Source organism: Microbacterium sp. GW823-FHT02G05 (assembly GCF_058797175.1).
The window spans coordinates 1-16,276 of record NZ_JBXAJK010000002.1; the positions used below are offsets into that span (position 1 = coordinate 1).

The 16,276-nt window shown below is 66.7% G+C and carries 15 protein-coding genes; 14 read left to right on the forward strand and 1 reads right to left on the reverse strand.

Annotation, left to right across the window (positions count from 1 at the left end; translation table 11 throughout):
- Window positions 1-148: 148 nt before the first annotated feature.
- The gene (locus AC1REM_RS09895; protein WP_492514493.1) at window positions 149-1,063 is read right to left on the reverse strand and encodes a hypothetical protein; all 915 of its coding nucleotides are present in this window, start codon (window positions 1,061-1,063) and stop codon (window positions 149-151) included.
- A gap of 33 nt (window positions 1,064-1,096) precedes the next feature.
- Between AC1REM_RS09895 and AC1REM_RS09900 the strand changes: the two genes are divergently transcribed.
- From AC1REM_RS09900 to AC1REM_RS09965, 14 genes are all read left to right on the forward strand, one after another.
- Window positions 1,097-1,921 (forward strand): hypothetical protein, encoded by an 825-nt coding sequence (locus tag AC1REM_RS09900; protein ID WP_492514494.1) that lies wholly within the window; start codon window positions 1,097-1,099, stop codon window positions 1,919-1,921.
- Window positions 1,921-2,952, forward strand: coding sequence for an HAD-IIA family hydrolase (locus tag AC1REM_RS09905; RefSeq protein WP_492514495.1), 1,032 nt, complete (start codon window positions 1,921-1,923; stop codon window positions 2,950-2,952). Before AC1REM_RS09900 ends, AC1REM_RS09905 begins: the two co-directional genes overlap by 1 nt.
- A 120-nt stretch (window positions 2,953-3,072) precedes the next feature.
- The gene (locus AC1REM_RS09910; RefSeq protein WP_492514496.1) at window positions 3,073-3,294 is read left to right on the forward strand and encodes a hypothetical protein; all 222 of its coding nucleotides are present in this window, start codon (window positions 3,073-3,075) and stop codon (window positions 3,292-3,294) included.
- The gene (locus AC1REM_RS09915; protein ID WP_492514497.1) at window positions 3,291-4,091 is read left to right on the forward strand and encodes a TlyA family RNA methyltransferase; all 801 of its coding nucleotides are present in this window, start codon (window positions 3,291-3,293) and stop codon (window positions 4,089-4,091) included. The genes AC1REM_RS09910 and AC1REM_RS09915 overlap by 4 nt, the downstream gene beginning before the upstream one ends.
- Entirely contained in the window at window positions 4,088-4,993 is a 906-nt protein-coding gene (locus tag AC1REM_RS09920) for an NAD kinase (RefSeq protein WP_492514498.1), read from the forward strand. The genes AC1REM_RS09915 and AC1REM_RS09920 overlap by 4 nt, the downstream gene beginning before the upstream one ends.
- Entirely contained in the window at window positions 4,990-6,675 is a 1,686-nt protein-coding gene (recN, locus tag AC1REM_RS09925; RefSeq protein WP_492515466.1) for a DNA repair protein RecN, read from the forward strand. The genes AC1REM_RS09920 and recN overlap by 4 nt, the downstream gene beginning before the upstream one ends.
- 127 nt (window positions 6,676-6,802) lie before the next feature.
- On the forward strand, window positions 6,803-8,497 hold the full coding sequence (pyrG, locus tag AC1REM_RS09930; protein ID WP_492514499.1) for a CTP synthase: 1,695 nt from the start codon (window positions 6,803-6,805) through the stop codon (window positions 8,495-8,497).
- A 1-nt stretch (window position 8,498) separates the two neighbouring features.
- Complete coding sequence (locus tag AC1REM_RS09935; protein WP_492514500.1) at window positions 8,499-9,077, forward strand: NUDIX domain-containing protein; 579 nt, start codon at window positions 8,499-8,501, stop codon at window positions 9,075-9,077.
- A 1-nt stretch (window position 9,078) separates the two neighbouring features.
- Window positions 9,079-9,981, forward strand: a complete 903-nt coding sequence (xerD, locus tag AC1REM_RS09940) for a site-specific tyrosine recombinase XerD (protein ID WP_492514501.1) — start codon at window positions 9,079-9,081, stop codon at window positions 9,979-9,981.
- 250 nt (window positions 9,982-10,231) lie between these two features.
- Window positions 10,232-11,242, forward strand: a complete 1,011-nt coding sequence (locus tag AC1REM_RS09945) for a hypothetical protein (RefSeq protein ID WP_492514502.1) — start codon at window positions 10,232-10,234, stop codon at window positions 11,240-11,242.
- Window positions 11,243-11,445: 203 nt separating this feature from the next.
- On the forward strand, window positions 11,446-12,441 hold the full coding sequence (locus AC1REM_RS09950; RefSeq protein WP_492514503.1) for a hypothetical protein: 996 nt from the start codon (window positions 11,446-11,448) through the stop codon (window positions 12,439-12,441).
- A gap of 89 nt (window positions 12,442-12,530) precedes the next feature.
- Complete coding sequence (locus AC1REM_RS09955) at window positions 12,531-14,108, forward strand: efflux RND transporter periplasmic adaptor subunit (RefSeq protein ID WP_492514504.1); 1,578 nt, start codon at window positions 12,531-12,533, stop codon at window positions 14,106-14,108.
- Window positions 14,105-14,854, forward strand: a complete 750-nt coding sequence (locus AC1REM_RS09960; protein ID WP_492514505.1) for an ABC transporter ATP-binding protein — start codon at window positions 14,105-14,107, stop codon at window positions 14,852-14,854. Before AC1REM_RS09955 ends, AC1REM_RS09960 begins: the two co-directional genes overlap by 4 nt.
- A 32-nt stretch (window positions 14,855-14,886) precedes the next feature.
- Window positions 14,887-16,215, forward strand: a complete 1,329-nt coding sequence (locus AC1REM_RS09965) for an ABC transporter permease (protein WP_492514506.1) — start codon at window positions 14,887-14,889, stop codon at window positions 16,213-16,215.
- Window positions 16,216-16,276: the final 61 nt, after the last annotated feature.

Sequence of the window (16,276 nt, forward strand, 5' to 3'; positions counted from 1 at the left end):
TGGCCACCCATTGCTGGGTGGCCATTTTGCGTTAACAAGAGATCCCCTGGAGAGAGAAGAAGTCATGTCGAACGAGGAAGAGCGTCGTTCTGCGCCGCGCGATGGGCGCGGCGAACAGCGACGTTTCAACGACCGTACCGACTCCTCTTCATCGCGAAACAGCGAGCGACCTGCTCGCCGCTTTGTCGATGGGGATCGTCGTTCTCCCGCATCGAGCCGCGGAGAACGCCCCGCACGAGATGGCGATCGTACGCAGCGTTCCGGTGACAGCCGACCGCCGCGTTATGACTCTGAGCGTCCCGCGCGACAGGGGAGCGGTGAGCGCCCTCGTTACGATGCAGATCGTCCGAAGCGTTCGTTCGACGATCGACCTCGTCGTACGAGCAACGAACGTCCCGCGCGGGACGGCGACCGTCCCCGTCGCTACGACGGCGATCGTCCTGGCCGGCCAGCCGGCGACCGTCCTCGCTACGACGGCGATCGCCCGAAGCGCTCTTTTGACGATCGGCCCCGCCGCCAAGACGGTGACCGTCCTGCACGTCAGGGTGGCGATCGTCCGCGCTATGACGGTGACCGCCCGAAGCGCTCTTTCGATGACCGTCCCCGTCGTTTCGATGGCGATCGTCCGGCTCGTCCTGCAGGTGATCGCCCGCGCTACGACGGCGATCGCCCCAAGCGCTCCTTCGATGACCGTCCCCGTCGGTCCTTTGACGACGGCCCTCGTCGATACGACGGTGACCGCCCGGCTGGTCCGGCCGGTGACCGATCCCAGAAGCCGTACGGTGATCGGCCTCGCCGGTATGACGGCGATCGTCCGGCTCGTCCCGCGGGCGATCGTCCGCGTTACGACGGAGATCGCCCAAAGCGCTCCTTCGATGACCGTCCCCGTCGTCATGACGGAGAACGTCCCGCGCGTCAGGGCGGCGATCGTCCCTATGGACAGAGCGGACGTCCGGCTCGATCCGATGATGGCCGCGGTTCGCGTTACGGCAACGATCGGCCGCAGCGCAACTACGACGGCGACCGTGGACCACGTCGCGAAGACAATCGTCCGCGTCGTCAAGAACAGGCATCCGATCGCCCTCGCGATCCCTTTGTGCCTGACGAGGTCACCGCGTTCGACCTGCACCCTTCCGCGCGGAACGAGCTCAAGACCCTGAGCAAGGAGAACGCGGACAACGTTGCGCGTCACCTCGCGATGGCGGCGCAGCTCATCGACGAAGACCCCGCGCTCGCGCACGAGCACGCGCTGGCAGCATCGCGTCGCGCGGGCCGCATTGCGATCGTTCGCGAGACGCTCGCAATCACTGCCTATGGTGTGGGCGATTTCGCCCTTGCTCTGCGGGAGTTGCGGACCTATCGCCGGATCTCAGGCAAGGACGACCAGATCGCGCTCATGGTCGATAGTGAGCGCGGCATCGGGCGCCCTGACCGCGCACTCGAGGAAGGGCGATCCGTCGACCGATCCACACTGGACGTCGGCGTCCGTGTTGCCCTCGCGATTGCGATGTCCGGTGCACGACTCGACCGCGGTGAGCGTGAACTCGCTCTCGGCGAGCTGGAGATCCCCGAACTCGACCCGAACCGCGCGTACGAGTGGAGCCCCGCGCTGTTCGCTGCGCGTGCTGCTGTCCTTGACGACCTCGGACGCCACGAAGAAGCAGCCTTCTGGACGCATCGCGCTGCAGTGGCGGTCGAGGCGCTCGGCTACGGGGGCGACGAAGAACTCCTGATCGAAGACATGCAGTTGGAGGACGACGCGTTCGCAGAGGGACACGCGGATGCCGACGACCTCTCGACCGGGGACGACGATCTGACCGGCGTCGACGCCGACACTGACGCGGAGACCGCAGGCGAGGCAATTGAGACGTCGCCGGGAGCGACCGACGAAGCATCCGACGAACCGGGGGAGCAGAAGTAGTGGGTCTCTTCTCCCGGACTCCGGCGACCCCGCTCGCCGGGGTGGATGTTGTCCTCGCGGACCTCGACGGTGTGGTCTACGCCGGAGCCGGCGCGATTCCGCACGCAATCGACAGCCTGCGGCTGGTCGAGCGCTCTCTGCGCCTCGGCTACATCACGAACAATGCGTCACGCACGGATGCTTCCGTGGCTGCGCATCTCACCGAGCTCGGTCTGACGGTGGCACCGGACGAGGTGGTGACGAGCCCTCAGGCGGCCATGCGCCTGCTTGGCGAAACGGTTGCACCCGGCTCCACGATTCTCGTGGTCGGCGGCGAGGGGCTGGTCGTGGAAGCCGAGAAGGCCGGATACGTGGTGACGCGGAGCGCAGAAGACGCGCCGAGCGCCGTCGTTCAGGGCTTCGCGCCGGATGTGAGCTGGACGCAGCTGGCGGAGGCGGCATTCGCACTGAAGGTCCCCGAGGATGAGGGCGGGATCCCCTGGGTCGCGACCAACACCGACTGGACGATCCCGCAGTCTCGTGGCATCGCCCCAGGAAACGGCACTCTCGTCTCTGCCGTACACACGGCAGTTGGCCGTCTGGCGACCGTCGCGGGAAAACCTGAGGTGCCGATCTTCCGCGAGGCGATCGCCCGCTTCTCCGCGCGCAAACCGCTCTTCATCGGGGATCGTCTCGACACCGACATCCTCGGCGCCAACCGTGCAGGTATCGACTCTGCACTCGTGATCACAGGGGTGGACCGCCCGAAGCACGTGCTCGCGGCCCCCACCGGTTCGCAGCCGACCTACATCCTGGGTGATCTGCGCGAACTGCACGAGCCCTATCCCCAGACCAAGGTCAAGGACGGCATCACGTCGGTCGGTGACTCCGCGGTGAGAATCGACGGCGTCGATGTCGTGATCGTGGCGGAAGGCTCCCGACCGATCGACCTGCTGCGCGCAGGGGCGGCGGCGATCTGGTCGACAGGGCGTGCGATCTACGGATTCGACGTCCCCGAGCGCCTGTACGCAGACACCTTCTTCCGCCCGTAACCGTTAGATACTTTGAGCGGTCCACACCGCGTACTGCACAGGGCGGCTGCCCGCACGGTCTTCCCCGAACTTCGTCGTGCCCTCGCAGCGCTGTCCGCACTGCCGCGTAGAGTGGGGATCGTGAGCGAAGAGACCCCGGAAGAGCGCGACGCGACGCCTCCCACGGACGGCCTGTGGAGCCGCCTGCGCCTGATCGAAGGGCAGCCGCTCGAAGACCGTGCCGCGGCATATTCCGCGTTGCACGATGACCTCACGAAACGACTCGAGAGCGTGCCACGAGACGCCGGCGCCTCGACACCTGCCGATCCTTCGTCCACAGCCGTGCGGCCGGGTCCGCGGTGAGCGCCCGGCTGGATGCCGCCCTCGCTGAGCGCGGACTGGCTCGTTCGCGCACTCATGCGGCGACCCTGATTGCCGATGGACTCGTGAGCGTCAACGGGGCGACGAGCATCAAGCCGTCGCTCAAAGTAGATGAACACGACACGCTGACCGTCGCCGGCGCCGATCACTATGTGAGCCGTGCCGCCCACAAGCTCATCGCCGCGCTGGACGGTTTCGGCATTCCCGTGGCGGGACGCCTCGCGCTCGACATGGGGGCGTCGACGGGTGGGTTCACGCAGGTGCTGCGCGAACGGGGTGCGCGCCGCGTCCTCGCGGTCGACGTCGGACACGATCAACTGGCGTCCGAGATCCGCACGGACGAGGGGGTCACGGTCGTCGAAGGGTTCAATGTCCGCCATATGACCGCGGACAGCCTCCGCGAGACGACCGGCGAAGCGACCGCCCCCGATCTCATCGTCGGAGATCTCTCGTTCATCTCCCTCAGCCACGTCTATCCCGCCATTGCGGGTGTCGCCGCATCAGATGCCGACGTCGTTCTCCTGATCAAACCGCAATTCGAGGTCGGCCGCACCGCCGTGCGCGGGGGGCTCGTCACCGACCCCGCAACGCGCGTGGACGCGGTCGCACGCAGCATCTGGGACGCCTGGGATGCAGGCCTCGGGATGCTCGGGGTGCTGCCGTCGCCGATTCTCGGCACGCACGGCAACGCGGAGTTCCTCGTGCACCTCGCGCCGGGCCGCGGAACGAATCCGACAGAATGGTTGAACACCATCGACGAGTTCGCAGGAGGACGATGAACGAGCGCAACATCCTGGTCGTCGCCCATGCGCGCCGTGATGACACGGTTGCCGCCGCCCGACGCGTGATCGCCGCGCTCCGTGATGCGGGGGCGCATCCGGTTCTCGATCCGCAGGATCGCGCGGAGCTCGCCGAGGTCGATGCCTCGTTCTCCGATGTCGACGCCGTCGGTGACGCGGTCGGCGTCGAAGACCTCGAGCTGGCGATCGTTCTCGGGGGCGACGGTACGATTCTGCGCGCCGCAGAACTCGTGCGCGGCAGCAGAGCGCCGGTGCTCGGAATCAACATGGGGCACGTGGGATTCCTGGCGGAGATCGAGCGTGATGACATGGATGCCGCGGTGAAGCGCGTCATCGATCGCGACTACGAGGTCGAAGAGCGCATGGCGCTGTCGGTGCGGGTGAAGGATGCGGCCGGACTCGTCGTCTACGAGACCTGGGCGCTCAATGAGGCGACCGTCGAGAAGGCGAGCCGGGAGCGCATGATCGAGGTCGTCGTCGAGATCGACGGACGTCCCCTTTCCAGCTACGGCTGTGATGGCATGGTCGTGTCCACGCCGACCGGCTCTACCGCATACAACTTCTCTGCGGGCGGTCCTGTGATCTGGCCGAGCGTCGAGGCCATCGCGGTGATCCCGCTGTCGGCCCACGCGCTGTTTGCGCGCCCGCTCGTGGTCGGGCCGGAAGCCCCGGTCGCGATCGAGCTGTTGGAGCGCACGGACGGCACGGGGATTCTCTGGTGCGACGGTCGGCGTTCACATGATCTTCCGCCCGGCGCCCGGGTGATCGTCCGGCGCTCGTCGCAGCCCGTGCGTCTGGCCCGTCTGCATCCGATCGCTTTCACGGATCGCCTGGTGCGCAAGTTCCAGCTTCCGGTCGAGGGATGGCGGGGTGCCTTGTGATCGAAGAGATGCGCCTGCGCGACCTCGGCGTCATCGCGGAGGCGATTCTGCCGATCGGCCCCGGATTCACGGCGATCACGGGCGAGACCGGCGCGGGCAAGACGATGGTGGTCACCGGGCTTGGCCTTCTTCTCGGCCAGCGCGCCGACTCCGGTGCGGTGCGCGCCGGAGCCACACAGGCTTCGGTCGCCGGAGTGTGGCTCGTCCCACCAACGGGACGCGTGGCAGACACGGTCGATGAGGCCGGGGGAGAGCTGGAACCCCTGGATGACGAGCGTTCTGAACTCTACGTCTCGCGAACGTTGACGGCCGAGGGGCGCAGCAGGGCGAGCGTCGGAGGACGCGCGGCGCCCGCGGGCGTCCTTGCCGAGCTTGCCGAGGCGCTGGTCGTCGTGCACGGGCAGTCGGATCAGCTGCGCCTCAAGTCGACGGCAGCGCAGCGCGATGCGCTCGACCGCTTTGGCGGAAAGCCCGTCGCCCAGGCGCAGGAGCGCTATCGCCGGCTGTTCGATTCCTGGCGGGAACGCGATGCCGCGCTCCGGGACCTGATCGACAACCGGGATCGCCGTCAGGCAGAGGCTGCGGATCTCCGGGAGGCGCTCGCGCTGATCGAGGCGGCCGATCCGCAGCCGAACGAAGACAGCGAGCTGAACGAGCGCGCCGAACGCCTCGCGAACGCGGAAGAGCTCCGTCTCGCCGCCTCGCTCGCGCACAGCGCCCTGTCGAGCGATGAGGGTGGGCCCGACGTCGCTGCTCTCGCCGCGGAAGCACGCCGGGCGGTCGAGCGGACCGCGGATGCCACGCTGCTGATGATCGCCGAGGGCATCGCCGATCTCGGCTACCGGGCCGCGGATCTCGCGGCCCAGCTGTCGAGCTATCTTGCGGACCTCGACGAGGCAGGACCGCACGAGCTCGCCGCCGTCGAGGAGCGTCGCGCTGCGCTGGCGACGCTCATCCGCGCACACGGCAGTTTGGATGCGGCGCTGGAGCTCTGGAACACGGGATCTCTGCGCCTGGCCGAGCTCGAAGACGACGGTGAACGGGTAGACCGCCTGACCGCGGAGCGTGATGCCATCCGTGTCGAGCTCGATGAGGCGGCTGTCGCGCTCACCTCCGTGCGTGTGAAGGCCGCTGAGCGACTGGGTGCCGCCGTCACCGCAGAGCTGCATGCGCTCGCGATGCCGGACGCACGGCTCGAGGTGGCGGTGACACCCGGCGCCGAGAGCACTCATGGGCGCGATGACGTCGCGATCCTGCTCGCTCCGCACCCGGGAGCGGAGCCACGTTCCGTGTCGCGCGGAGCATCCGGCGGAGAGCTCTCACGAGTCATGCTCGCGATCGAGGTCGTCATCTCGGCCACCGACCCCGTGCCCACCTTCGTCTTCGATGAGGTCGATGCCGGAATCGGCGGTGCTGCGGCGATCGAAGTCGGGCGGCGCCTGGCGCAGCTCGCGCAGACGTCGCAGGTGATCGCTGTGACACACCTGGCGCAGGTCGCGGCCTTCGCGAACAATCACCTCTCCGTCGTGAAGTCCAACGACGGTCAGGTGACGGCATCGAGTGTGCGGAGCCTTGCCGGGGCGGAACGCGAAGCCGAGATGGCGCGACTGCTGTCCGGTCTCACGGATTCCGATGCAGCCCTCGTGCACGCACGCGAGCTCCTCGCGCTGCGCGAGGACTGACGACGCGGCGACACGCGGGGGAGGAACCTCCCTTCCAGAGTCTTTCACCGCGGGTTTGTGCGGCTGGGCGCATGCATCCGAGTTTCCTCGGTGCCGAGACCAGCCGCTGCTGATACCATGGAAGCCCGTGACGGACATTTCTAGCGCGCGGCCATCCAACGACATCACCAAGCACATTTTCGTGACTGGCGGTGTCGTTTCCTCGTTGGGCAAGGGACTCACGGCAGCCAGCCTCGGCAACCTGCTCACGGCACGCGGAGTGCGTGTTGTGATGCAGAAGCTCGACCCGTACCTCAACGTCGATCCGGGAACGATGAACCCGTTCCAGCACGGTGAGGTCTTCGTCACCGACGACGGCGCAGAGACCGACCTCGACATCGGCCACTACGAGCGCTTCCTCGACATCGAGCTGAGCCAGGCCGCCAATGTCACGACGGGACAGATCTACTCCGAGGTCATCGCCAAGGAACGTCGCGGAGAGTACCTCGGCGACACGGTCCAGGTGATCCCGCACATCACCGACGAGATCAAGCGCCGCATGCGTCTGCAGGCCTCGGAGGAGCCGCGCCCCGACGTCATCATCACCGAGATCGGCGGCACGGTCGGTGACATCGAGTCGCAGCCCTTCATCGAAGCCGCCCGTCAGATCCGCCACGAGCTCGGCCGCAAGAACGTGTTCTTCGTGCATGTGTCGCTCGTGCCGTTCATGGGCGCCTCGGGGGAGCAGAAGACGAAGCCGACGCAGCACTCTGTCGCCGCTCTCCGTTCCATCGGCATCCAGCCGGACGCCCTCGTGCTGCGCAGCGACCGTCCTGTCACCGAGTCGAACAAGCGCAAGATCGCGCTCATGTGCGATGTGGACGAAGACGCCGTCGTGAACGCCGTCGACGTGCCGAGCATCTACGACATCCCGACGATGCTGAACAACCAGGGTCTCGACGAGTACATCGTGCGCGCCCTCGAGATCAGCTCCGCGGCCGAGGTCGACTGGTCGCGCTGGCAGAAGGTTCTCCAGGCGGTGCACAACCCCAAGCTCGAGGTCACCATCGCCCTGGTCGGCAAGTACATCGATCTGCCCGACGCCTACCTTTCGGTCACGGAAGCGCTGCGCGCCGGAGGGTTCGCCCACGAGGTGCACGTGAAGATCCGCTGGGTGCCCTCGGATTCGTGCGAGACCCCGGAGGGTGCCGCGAAGGCGCTGGGTGACGTCGACGGCATTCTCGTGCCCGGTGGTTTCGGTGTGCGCGGCATTGAGGGCAAGCTTGGCGCGCTCACCTTCGCTCGCGAACAGGGCATCCCCACGCTCGGCATCTGCCTGGGCCTGCAGGCGATGGTGATCGAGTACGCGCGCAACGTCGCCGGCATCGACGGAGCATCCTCGACCGAGTTCGACCCCGAGACGCCCGCACCCGTCATCTCGACGATGGCGGAGCAGATCGAGATCCTCGACGGCGGTGACCTCGGCGGAACGATGCGCCTGGGCCTGTACAAGGCGGCACTCGCAGAAGGCTCGCTGGCCAACGAGGTCTACGGTGCCACGGAGTCGTTCGAACGCCACCGTCACCGCTACGAGGTGAACAACACCTACCGCACCCGCCTTGCGGAAGCCGGTCTCGTGTTCTCCGGCCTCAACCCCGACCTCGACCTCGTCGAGTACGTGGAGCTTCCGCGCGAGGTGCACCCGTTCTACATCTCGACGCAGGCGCACCCGGAGCTGCGCTCGCGCCCGACGGCACCGCACCCGCTCTTCCGCGGGCTGGTGGGAGCGGCGATCGAGCGGCACCGTTCCAGTGAGCTCTTCGACGACACCGACGAGAGCTGAGTTGACGACCTTCGCGGGCGACCTGCGCGACGAGCCCTCCGCCCCGGAGGTGCTCGCCAGCGAGGTCGTCTTCGCCGGGCGGGTGTGGGATGTGCGTGTCGATCACGTGCAGTACGGCGACGGCGAGATGGTTCGCCAGTACGTCGACCACACCGGCGCGGTGGCGGTCGTCGCGATCGATGATGAGGAGCGGGTGCTGCTGATCCAGCAGTACCGCCATCCGATTCGCCATCGCGACTGGGAGCTGCCGGCCGGTCTCCTCGACGTCGCGGGCGAACCTCTCGTCGAGGCGGCGAAGCGCGAGCTTGCGGAAGAGGCTGACCTTGTCGCTCAGGATTGGTCCCCGCTCGTCTCGACCTTCGCGACCCCCGGAGGCAGCAACGAGATCATCCACATCTTCCTCGCGACGGGGATCGCCTCTGCGCCGCAGGTGCATGCACGTGAGGACGAAGAGGCAGACATTCGCCTCGCCTGGGTTCCGCTCGCCGAGGCTGCGGATGCGGTGATGGCGGGGCGGATGCGCAATGCGATCCTCGCGCTCGGCGTGCTCGCTGCCGAGCGGCGGCGTACGAGGGAGTGACATGCTCCTCGATCGCGCGCTCGAACGCTACCTGCGACATGTGACGATCGAGCGCGGCCTCGCCGCACACACGCTGGCGGCGTATCACCGTGATCTCGACGCCTACGTGGCGTGGCTTTCGGCACGTGATGTCGATGACACGTCGCAGATCGATGCGGCAGCGATCAGCGCGTTCATCGCGGAGCGCTCGTCGGCGATACCCATGCCCGCCGCATCCAGCATCGCCCGGCTGCAGTCGTCGGTTCGCGGCTGGCACCGTTTCCTCGTGCGCGAGGGAATCGATGTCGATGATCCGAGCGCCCGCTTGCGTCCGCCGAAGCTCGGCCGGGCGCTCCCGAAGGCTCTCACGATCGACCAGGTCGAGCGGCTCCTCGCGGCCCCGTCGCCCGACGAGGCCGCCGGCATTCGTGACCGCGCGCTCCTTGAGCTGCTCTACGCGACCGGCGCGCGCGTCTCCGAGGCCGTCAGCCTCGATGTCGACGACCTCGCCCACGGCGAGATCCTGCGGTTGCGAGGGAAGGGGGCGAAGGAGCGGATCGTGCCGGTCGGCTCCTATGCGCGGGCAGCCGTGAATGCGTATCTGACGAGAGTGCGTCCGGAGCTCGCCGCGAGAGGGCGCGCATCGGCGAAGCTGTTTCTCGGAGTCCGGGGCGCGCCGTTGTCGCGGCAGAGCGCATGGCTGATCCTGCGGGATGCGGCGGAGAAGGCGCAGATCTCGGCGGATGTCTCACCGCACACTCTCCGGCACTCTTTTGCCACTCATCTTCTGCAGGGGGGCGCCGACGTGCGCGTCGTGCAGGAACTGCTGGGACACGCATCCGTCGCGACGACGCAGATCTATACGCATGTGACCGTCGACGCTCTGCGGGATGCGTACCTCACGTCCCATCCACGCGCCCGGTGAAGATCATCCTGGGGGATGATCTTCACCGGTTCCCTCCACAGGATCTGATGACACCCCTGCGTCGGTTCGTCGGCTCGGTTAGTGTGTGAGATATTGCGATTTCGCGTCCCGGAAGCATCCTGTGCAACACAAGCTATGCCTCAGCCGGGAATGTCTCTTTGTCCTCCTGCCGGGGGACGCGCGGATTTGTGAGCACTGTTTATGATTTTCGGGACCCAAGTCTGGGGCCTCGCAACCAAGGAGATATGACATGCGTTCTACCGGTCCTCTCGTCGCCCTCGCGGGCGCGGCGGCGCTTGCCCTCACCCTGACGGGATGTGCCGGCGGCGCATCCGCAGACAAGGGGTTGAGCTACGAGGACTCGCCCCTTTCGACGTACCTTTCTGCCGCGTGGGGTGGCGACCTGTCGCCTGAGGAGCAGGAAAAGAAGATGCAGGATCAGAACCGCAAGGTCGAAGAGTACGTCGCGAAGTGCATGTCGGATGAGGGCTTCGAGTACACGCCGTCGACGTCGTCAAGTTCCTATGTCTCCGCGTCCGACGTCGAATGGGAGCCTGACGACAAGAAGTGGGTCGAGCAGTACGGCTACGGCATCGTCCACAACCCGTTCGGGGACTCCATGCCCGAATCCGAGATGCCGGTGGACCCGAACCAGGACTACGTCTCCTCGCTGTCTGAGACCGAGCAGACCGCATACTACGAGACGCTCTACGGCCCCCAGCCGGATGAGTCCGAGATCGCCGAAGATGGCAGCTTCGAATACAACTGGGAAGAGGCGGGCTGCATGGGCGCGGCTCAGCACGAGGTCATGGGCGCCGACGTCTGGAGCGACGACGAGTTCGCGGATCTCCGCGACAAGATGAGCGAGCTGTGGACGAACTCCACCGAGTCGCCCGAGTACAAGAAGATCGACACGGAGTGGGCCGCATGCATGAGCGAGGCCGGCGAGCCTGGTTTCACCGCGCAGATGGATGCCTCCATGTCGATCTCCGACGAACAGGGCAAGCTGTACGAAGCGGCCTACGGCGACGGAACCGAGAACATCGATCCCGCGACGATCGAAGACCCTTCGAAGAGCCCGGAGATGAAGGCGCTCGGAGAGCGTGAGCTCAAGCTGGCGGTCGTCGACCTGGAATGCCGTACGAAGGTGGACTACCGCGAGCGCACGCTCAAGCTGCAGTTCGACCTCGAAGAGAAGTTCATCGCCGAGAACAAGGCGGCTCTCGAGGCCTTCAAGGCTGCCGCTGAGCAGAGCAAGTAACGGGCACGTCGGCAGTCGCGTAACACCCGCCCCGCGTGCGCAGTTTGTGTTGCGCCCATTTAGTAAACCCTGAAAACATATGCCTGACCAAGACTTTACGTCCTTACAGGGCGCGGACCGCGTGTCCGACCGTCGAAGGCAGGACAACGTGAGTCAGCCGAGCAAGTGTGTGGGAGGTAGTGCCAATGCGTAAGAACCGATCGATGACTGTCCTGGCGGGTGCGGCGATCGCCGTCATGCTGACAGGGTGCACGGGCCAGGGTGCTGGCGCAGGCGGAGAAGATCTGACCGAGGCGGATATGCCGCTGGCGCAGTACTTCGCCGCTGCTCGCGGGACAGATCTCTCGCCAGAGGAACAGCAGAAGCGGGCGGAAGAAAGCCAACGCCAGATCGACGAACTGGTGGTCGCGTGTATGGCACAAGCGGGGTTCGAGTATCAGCCGTGGCAGCCCTCGCCGCCCGTCGCAACGTCGGGTGAGTTCGCGTGGGAGCCGGATGACAAGAAGTGGGTGGAGCGATACGGGTACGGGATCGTCAACAATCCCCTCACGGATGAGGCTGCCGGAAACCCCAACTATGACCCGAATCAGGCGTACGTCGACGCTCTCTCGAAGCCCGAGTGGGTGGCTTTCTACGACGCGTTGAACGGTCCGCTGCCGGGGGGCATGGACGGCGAGGAGTACGTCGAACCGGACTGGACGAAGAAGGGATGCCTGGGCGCGGCGACGCACGAGGTGAACGGCGACGACCCGTGGACCAATCGCACCTACGCTGATCTGCTGGACAAGATGCAGTCACTGACCGCGGATCTTGAGGAGCACCCGGACATCGTCGCACTCGACGCACGATGGATGACGTGCATGGATGAGGGCGGTGAGTCTCGATTCTCACGACCGTCCGACGCGACCGCCTGGGTCGAAGAAGAAGTGGGACGCATATTCGGGCTCGCCCTCGCAAACGTCACACCGGATCCGGTTACCAACGTCTCCAAAGCGGACCCGTACGCGCACCCCGAGATGAAGGCGCTGGGTGAACGCGAGGTCGAGCTCGCCACCCAAGATCTGGCGTGCCGCACGAAGACCTCGTATCGAGACGAGACGCACAAGGTGCAGTTCGCGCTCGAAGAGGCGTTCATCGCGGCGAACAAGGTCGAGCTCGAAGAGTTCAAGACGGTCGCAGAGCAGGCGCAGGCGGGTTGACGCGACGCCCAGGGCAGACCCACGTGACGAGCTGAGAATCACCTCTCAGCAACGATGAGAAACAGACTATGACGAGTGACGAGAGATCCTTGACGAACGAGACGACCCGCGACGACATGACGGACGCAGACACGGACGCTATCGAGCGGGAGCTGGAGGAGGCGAGCGAAGGTGACGCGAGCTCGGCTTCCCGGGTAAGCGGCTGGGGGCGGATCCTTCGAGGCAATCGCACTCTCTGGATCGTGGCGCTGTGTGCGGTCGTGAGTCTCGTGGCCGGACTGCTCGTCGGTCGATTCCTGATCGCACCCGCCGAGGCGAGCGAGGCTCCCAAGCCCGGGCTGGTGACGGTTCCGGTGGAGTTCGGCCCCCTCAGCAACGATGTGACGCTCCGTGCAGACGTCGGGTACGCGGATGCTGTCGAGGTGTCGGTCGACACCAGCGGCGGAGGGGGCACTGTTGTCACGGGTGCAGTGCCCGAGGTCGGCGCGACGTTCAGCGCGCTCTCGGTCGCTCTTGCGGTCGCGGGGCGACCGGTCATCGTGCTGCCGGGAGAGCTGCCGGCGTACCGAACGATGCGGATCGGCGTGTCTGGGCCGGACGTTCTGCAACTCAAGCAGGCGCTCGCCGCGGTGGGACTCAATCCGGGGGATGTCGCGTCGAGCAGCTTCGACGCCGCGACGGCCGAGGCAGTCGGCCAGCTCTACGCGGCCATCGGCTATCCAGCTCCGACAGGTGATGAAGGCGTCGCCGACGCGGTGCGGGGGGCAGAGGAGGGCCTGAGAGGCGCGCAGAACGCGGCTGCCGAAGCAGAGCGTTCGCTGGAGCGTGCCCACACGGGGCCCACTGATCTGGAGCGTTGGCAGGCCGACGTGCGTGTGGCCACCGCCGAGCAGGCTCTGCGAGACGCCAAGGAAGGAAAGGAAGGGGCCCTGCCCGTGCAGCAGGCAGAGTGGGACCTGCAGACGGCGAAACTTGAGCGCGACCAGTTGCTGGCACCGGCGGATGTCTCGGCGGAGCAGGCTGCGGTGAACTCGGCGTGGGCATCCGTTGAGTCGGCGCAATCTACTCTGGACGCCGCGCGCCAGAAGGCGTTGCCGTTCCTCCCGGCGGGCGAGGTGCTCTTCTTGACCGAGCTTCCCCGGCGGGTGGACGCGGTCAACGTCAAGCGCGGATCGACGATTCAGGGCCCTGTCATGACGGTGTCAGGCGCAACCGTGCGTCTGACCGGCGCTGCCGCGGAGGCAGATGCGCGTCTGCTCAAGGTCGGCGGAGAGGCAAGCTTCACGCTGCCGGATGGGGCGCAGCATCGCGCCGTGATCGCAGAGCTGAAGCCCGGCGCCGACAGCAAAGCACGGTGGACGGTGCTGCTCACTCCCGACCCGTTGACGCCGGAGCAGGCGACGCAGCTGCGGGGAACGAACGTGCGGGTGCAGTTGCCTGTCGGCGCGACGGACGGCGATGTGCTTTCGGTGCCGGTGGCGGCTCTCACTGCGGGCCCCGGAGGGGAATCTCGCGTGGAGGTGGTGGAGTCGGATCCCCGCGAGGGTGAGAAGGCGAAGACCCGCATCGTTGTCGTCAAGACCGGACTGGCCGCGAAGGGAGCCGTCGAGGTGGAGGCGCTGGAAGGCGAACTCGAGAAGGGCGACCTCGTGGTGGTCGGGCGATGAGCAGTCCCGAATTCGACCGGCTGCTTGTCGATCCGGGCTCCGCGAGCGAACCGTCAGCGCTCACTCGTGACGAGTCTGTTCCTCTGGTTGAGCTCCGCGATGTCACACGCTCGTTCCCCGGGCCTCCTGAGGTACAGGCGCTGAAGGCTGCGAACCTCTCCGTGGCGCCGGGAGACTACATTTCGATCGTGGGTCCGAGTGGCTCGGGAAAGTCGACGATGCTGAATCTGCTCGGGCTGCTCGATCGCCCCAGCGTCGGCGAGTATCGACTGGACGGGGCGTTGACCGGCGATCTGACCGAGGACGAGCGCGCAGCAGTGCGGGCGAGGTTCATCGGATTCGTCTTTCAGTCCTTCCATCTGATGTCGCGTCGCACGGTGCTCGAGAACGTGCTGATGCCGATGCTCTACAGCGGTGTGCCGCGGGCAGAGCGGGAGCCGCGCGCGCGGGAGGCGTTGGCTCGCGTCGGTCTGTCGCACCGGGTGGATTTCTCTCCGCAGTCACTATCCGGCGGTGAACGCCAGCGGGTGGCCGTCGCTCGCGCGGTGGTGAGCGGGCCGCGTCTGCTCCTGGCCGACGAACCCACAGGGAATCTCGACGAGCGTACGTCGGCGGAGGTGATGGGGCTGTTTGAAGAGCTCAACGCTGACGGGCTCACCCTGATCGTGATCACGCACGACCCTGTGGTCGCGCAGCGTGCCCGCCGGACGATCCGCATCGCCGACGGACGGCTGACAGAGCTGTGAACGGCAGACAAGAGTCATCGCGGTGGCGCCGGATGCGCTGGCCGTTCGGGAAACGAGCGAAGGCATCGGACGAAGCGGGCGATACGACGGCCTCGGATGAGCAGTCCGCGGTTGCGCGCCTGGTGCCTTCCATCGCGCATGCGGACCGATTCACGTTCCAGGATCTGTTCGCCGAGGCGACCAGCGACATCGGTTCGCGCCCTGCGCGTCTGGTGATGACGATCCTCGGGACGGTGCTGGGCATCGCCTCATTGGTGGCGACCCTGGGCTTCGCGCAGACGGCGGCGATGCAGATCGCGCGGCAGTTCGACGGTGTGGCCTCGACACGTGTCGTCGTCGCCCCGATGGAAGCCCGCTCTGGGTCGAAGGGCACCGTCGTGTCGGCGGGGTCGCTACCGTGGGACAGCCCGCAGCGCGTGGAGCGGTTGGCCGGCGTCGAGAGCGCCACGTTGATCAGCGAGGTGAAGCTCGGGGATTCCGAGGTGATCACCGCCGTGCCGGTGAATGATCCTGCTGCGCCTCCCATCGTGTCGCCTCGCCTCTATGCGACGTCGGCGGAGATGCTCGACACCGAGGAAGGGGCGGTCGTCACCGGGCGCTACTTCGATTCGGGGCATGACGCCCGCGGAGATCGGGTGGCGGTACTGGGTTCTCGGGCGGCCGAGAAGATGGGGATCAATCGCGTCGACTCACAGCCATCGATCTTCATCGGAGGAGTCGCCTATGCGGTCATCGGCATCATCGACGACCTGGACAGACGAGGCGAGATGGGGGATGCCGTCGTGATCCCCTCGGGCGCAGCCCGTGCCGACTTCGCCCTGCCCGCGCCGACCGAGCTCAGCATCCGGATCATGGTGGGTGCGGGACCCCAGGTCGCGGACCAGGCCGTGGTCGCGTTGGCTCCGGATGCTCCGGACACGCTCGAGGCGAAGGCTCCGAGCGCAGCGTCCGACCTCAGCAAGACCGTGCAGTCGGACGTGAACGTGGTGTTCCTGATTCTCGGAGTGATCGCATTGCTGGCGGGAGGACTCGGCATCGCCAACGTCACTTTGCTGTCCGTCATGGAACGCACCGGCGAGATCGGCCTGAGACGCGCGCTCGGCGCGACGCGCAGGCAGATCGGTGCGCAGTTCATGGTCGAGTCGATCGTGATCGGGTTCATCGGCGGGTTGATCGGATCGGCGCTTGGCGTCCTTGCGGTCATCGCCGTGGCGCTCGTGCAGGGGTGGACGCCGGTAACGGATCCGTGGGTCGCCATCGCCGGTGCTTTCCTCGGTGCAGTCGTCGGCTGGGGCTCGGGGTGGTATCCCGCTCGTCGTGCTGCGCGCATCGAGCCGGTCGCCGCGCTGCGAGGCGCGTAGGCCGGCTGACCGCGCGCCGATCCTGCGGAGCAGGGCCCTGCCGCTACAATCGAGCAAGCAC

What these genes read in the sequence shown, in the direction of transcription:
- xerD (WP_492514501.1), top strand. Translation starts at nt 9,079, where the DNA reads ATGCTCCTCGATCGCGCGCTCGAACGCTACCTGCGACATGTGACGATC.
- AC1REM_RS09950 (WP_492514503.1), top strand. Translation starts at nt 11,446, where the DNA reads ATGACTGTCCTGGCGGGTGCGGCGATCGCCGTCATGCTGACAGGGTGC.
- AC1REM_RS09960 (WP_492514505.1), top strand. Translation starts at nt 14,105, where the DNA reads ATGAGCAGTCCCGAATTCGACCGGCTGCTTGTCGATCCGGGCTCCGCG.
- AC1REM_RS09965 (WP_492514506.1), top strand. Translation starts at nt 14,887, where the DNA reads ATGCGCTGGCCGTTCGGGAAACGAGCGAAGGCATCGGACGAAGCGGGC.
- AC1REM_RS09920 (WP_492514498.1), top strand. Translation starts at nt 4,088, where the DNA reads ATGAACGAGCGCAACATCCTGGTCGTCGCCCATGCGCGCCGTGATGAC.
- AC1REM_RS09945 (WP_492514502.1), top strand. Translation starts at nt 10,232, where the DNA reads ATGCGTTCTACCGGTCCTCTCGTCGCCCTCGCGGGCGCGGCGGCGCTT.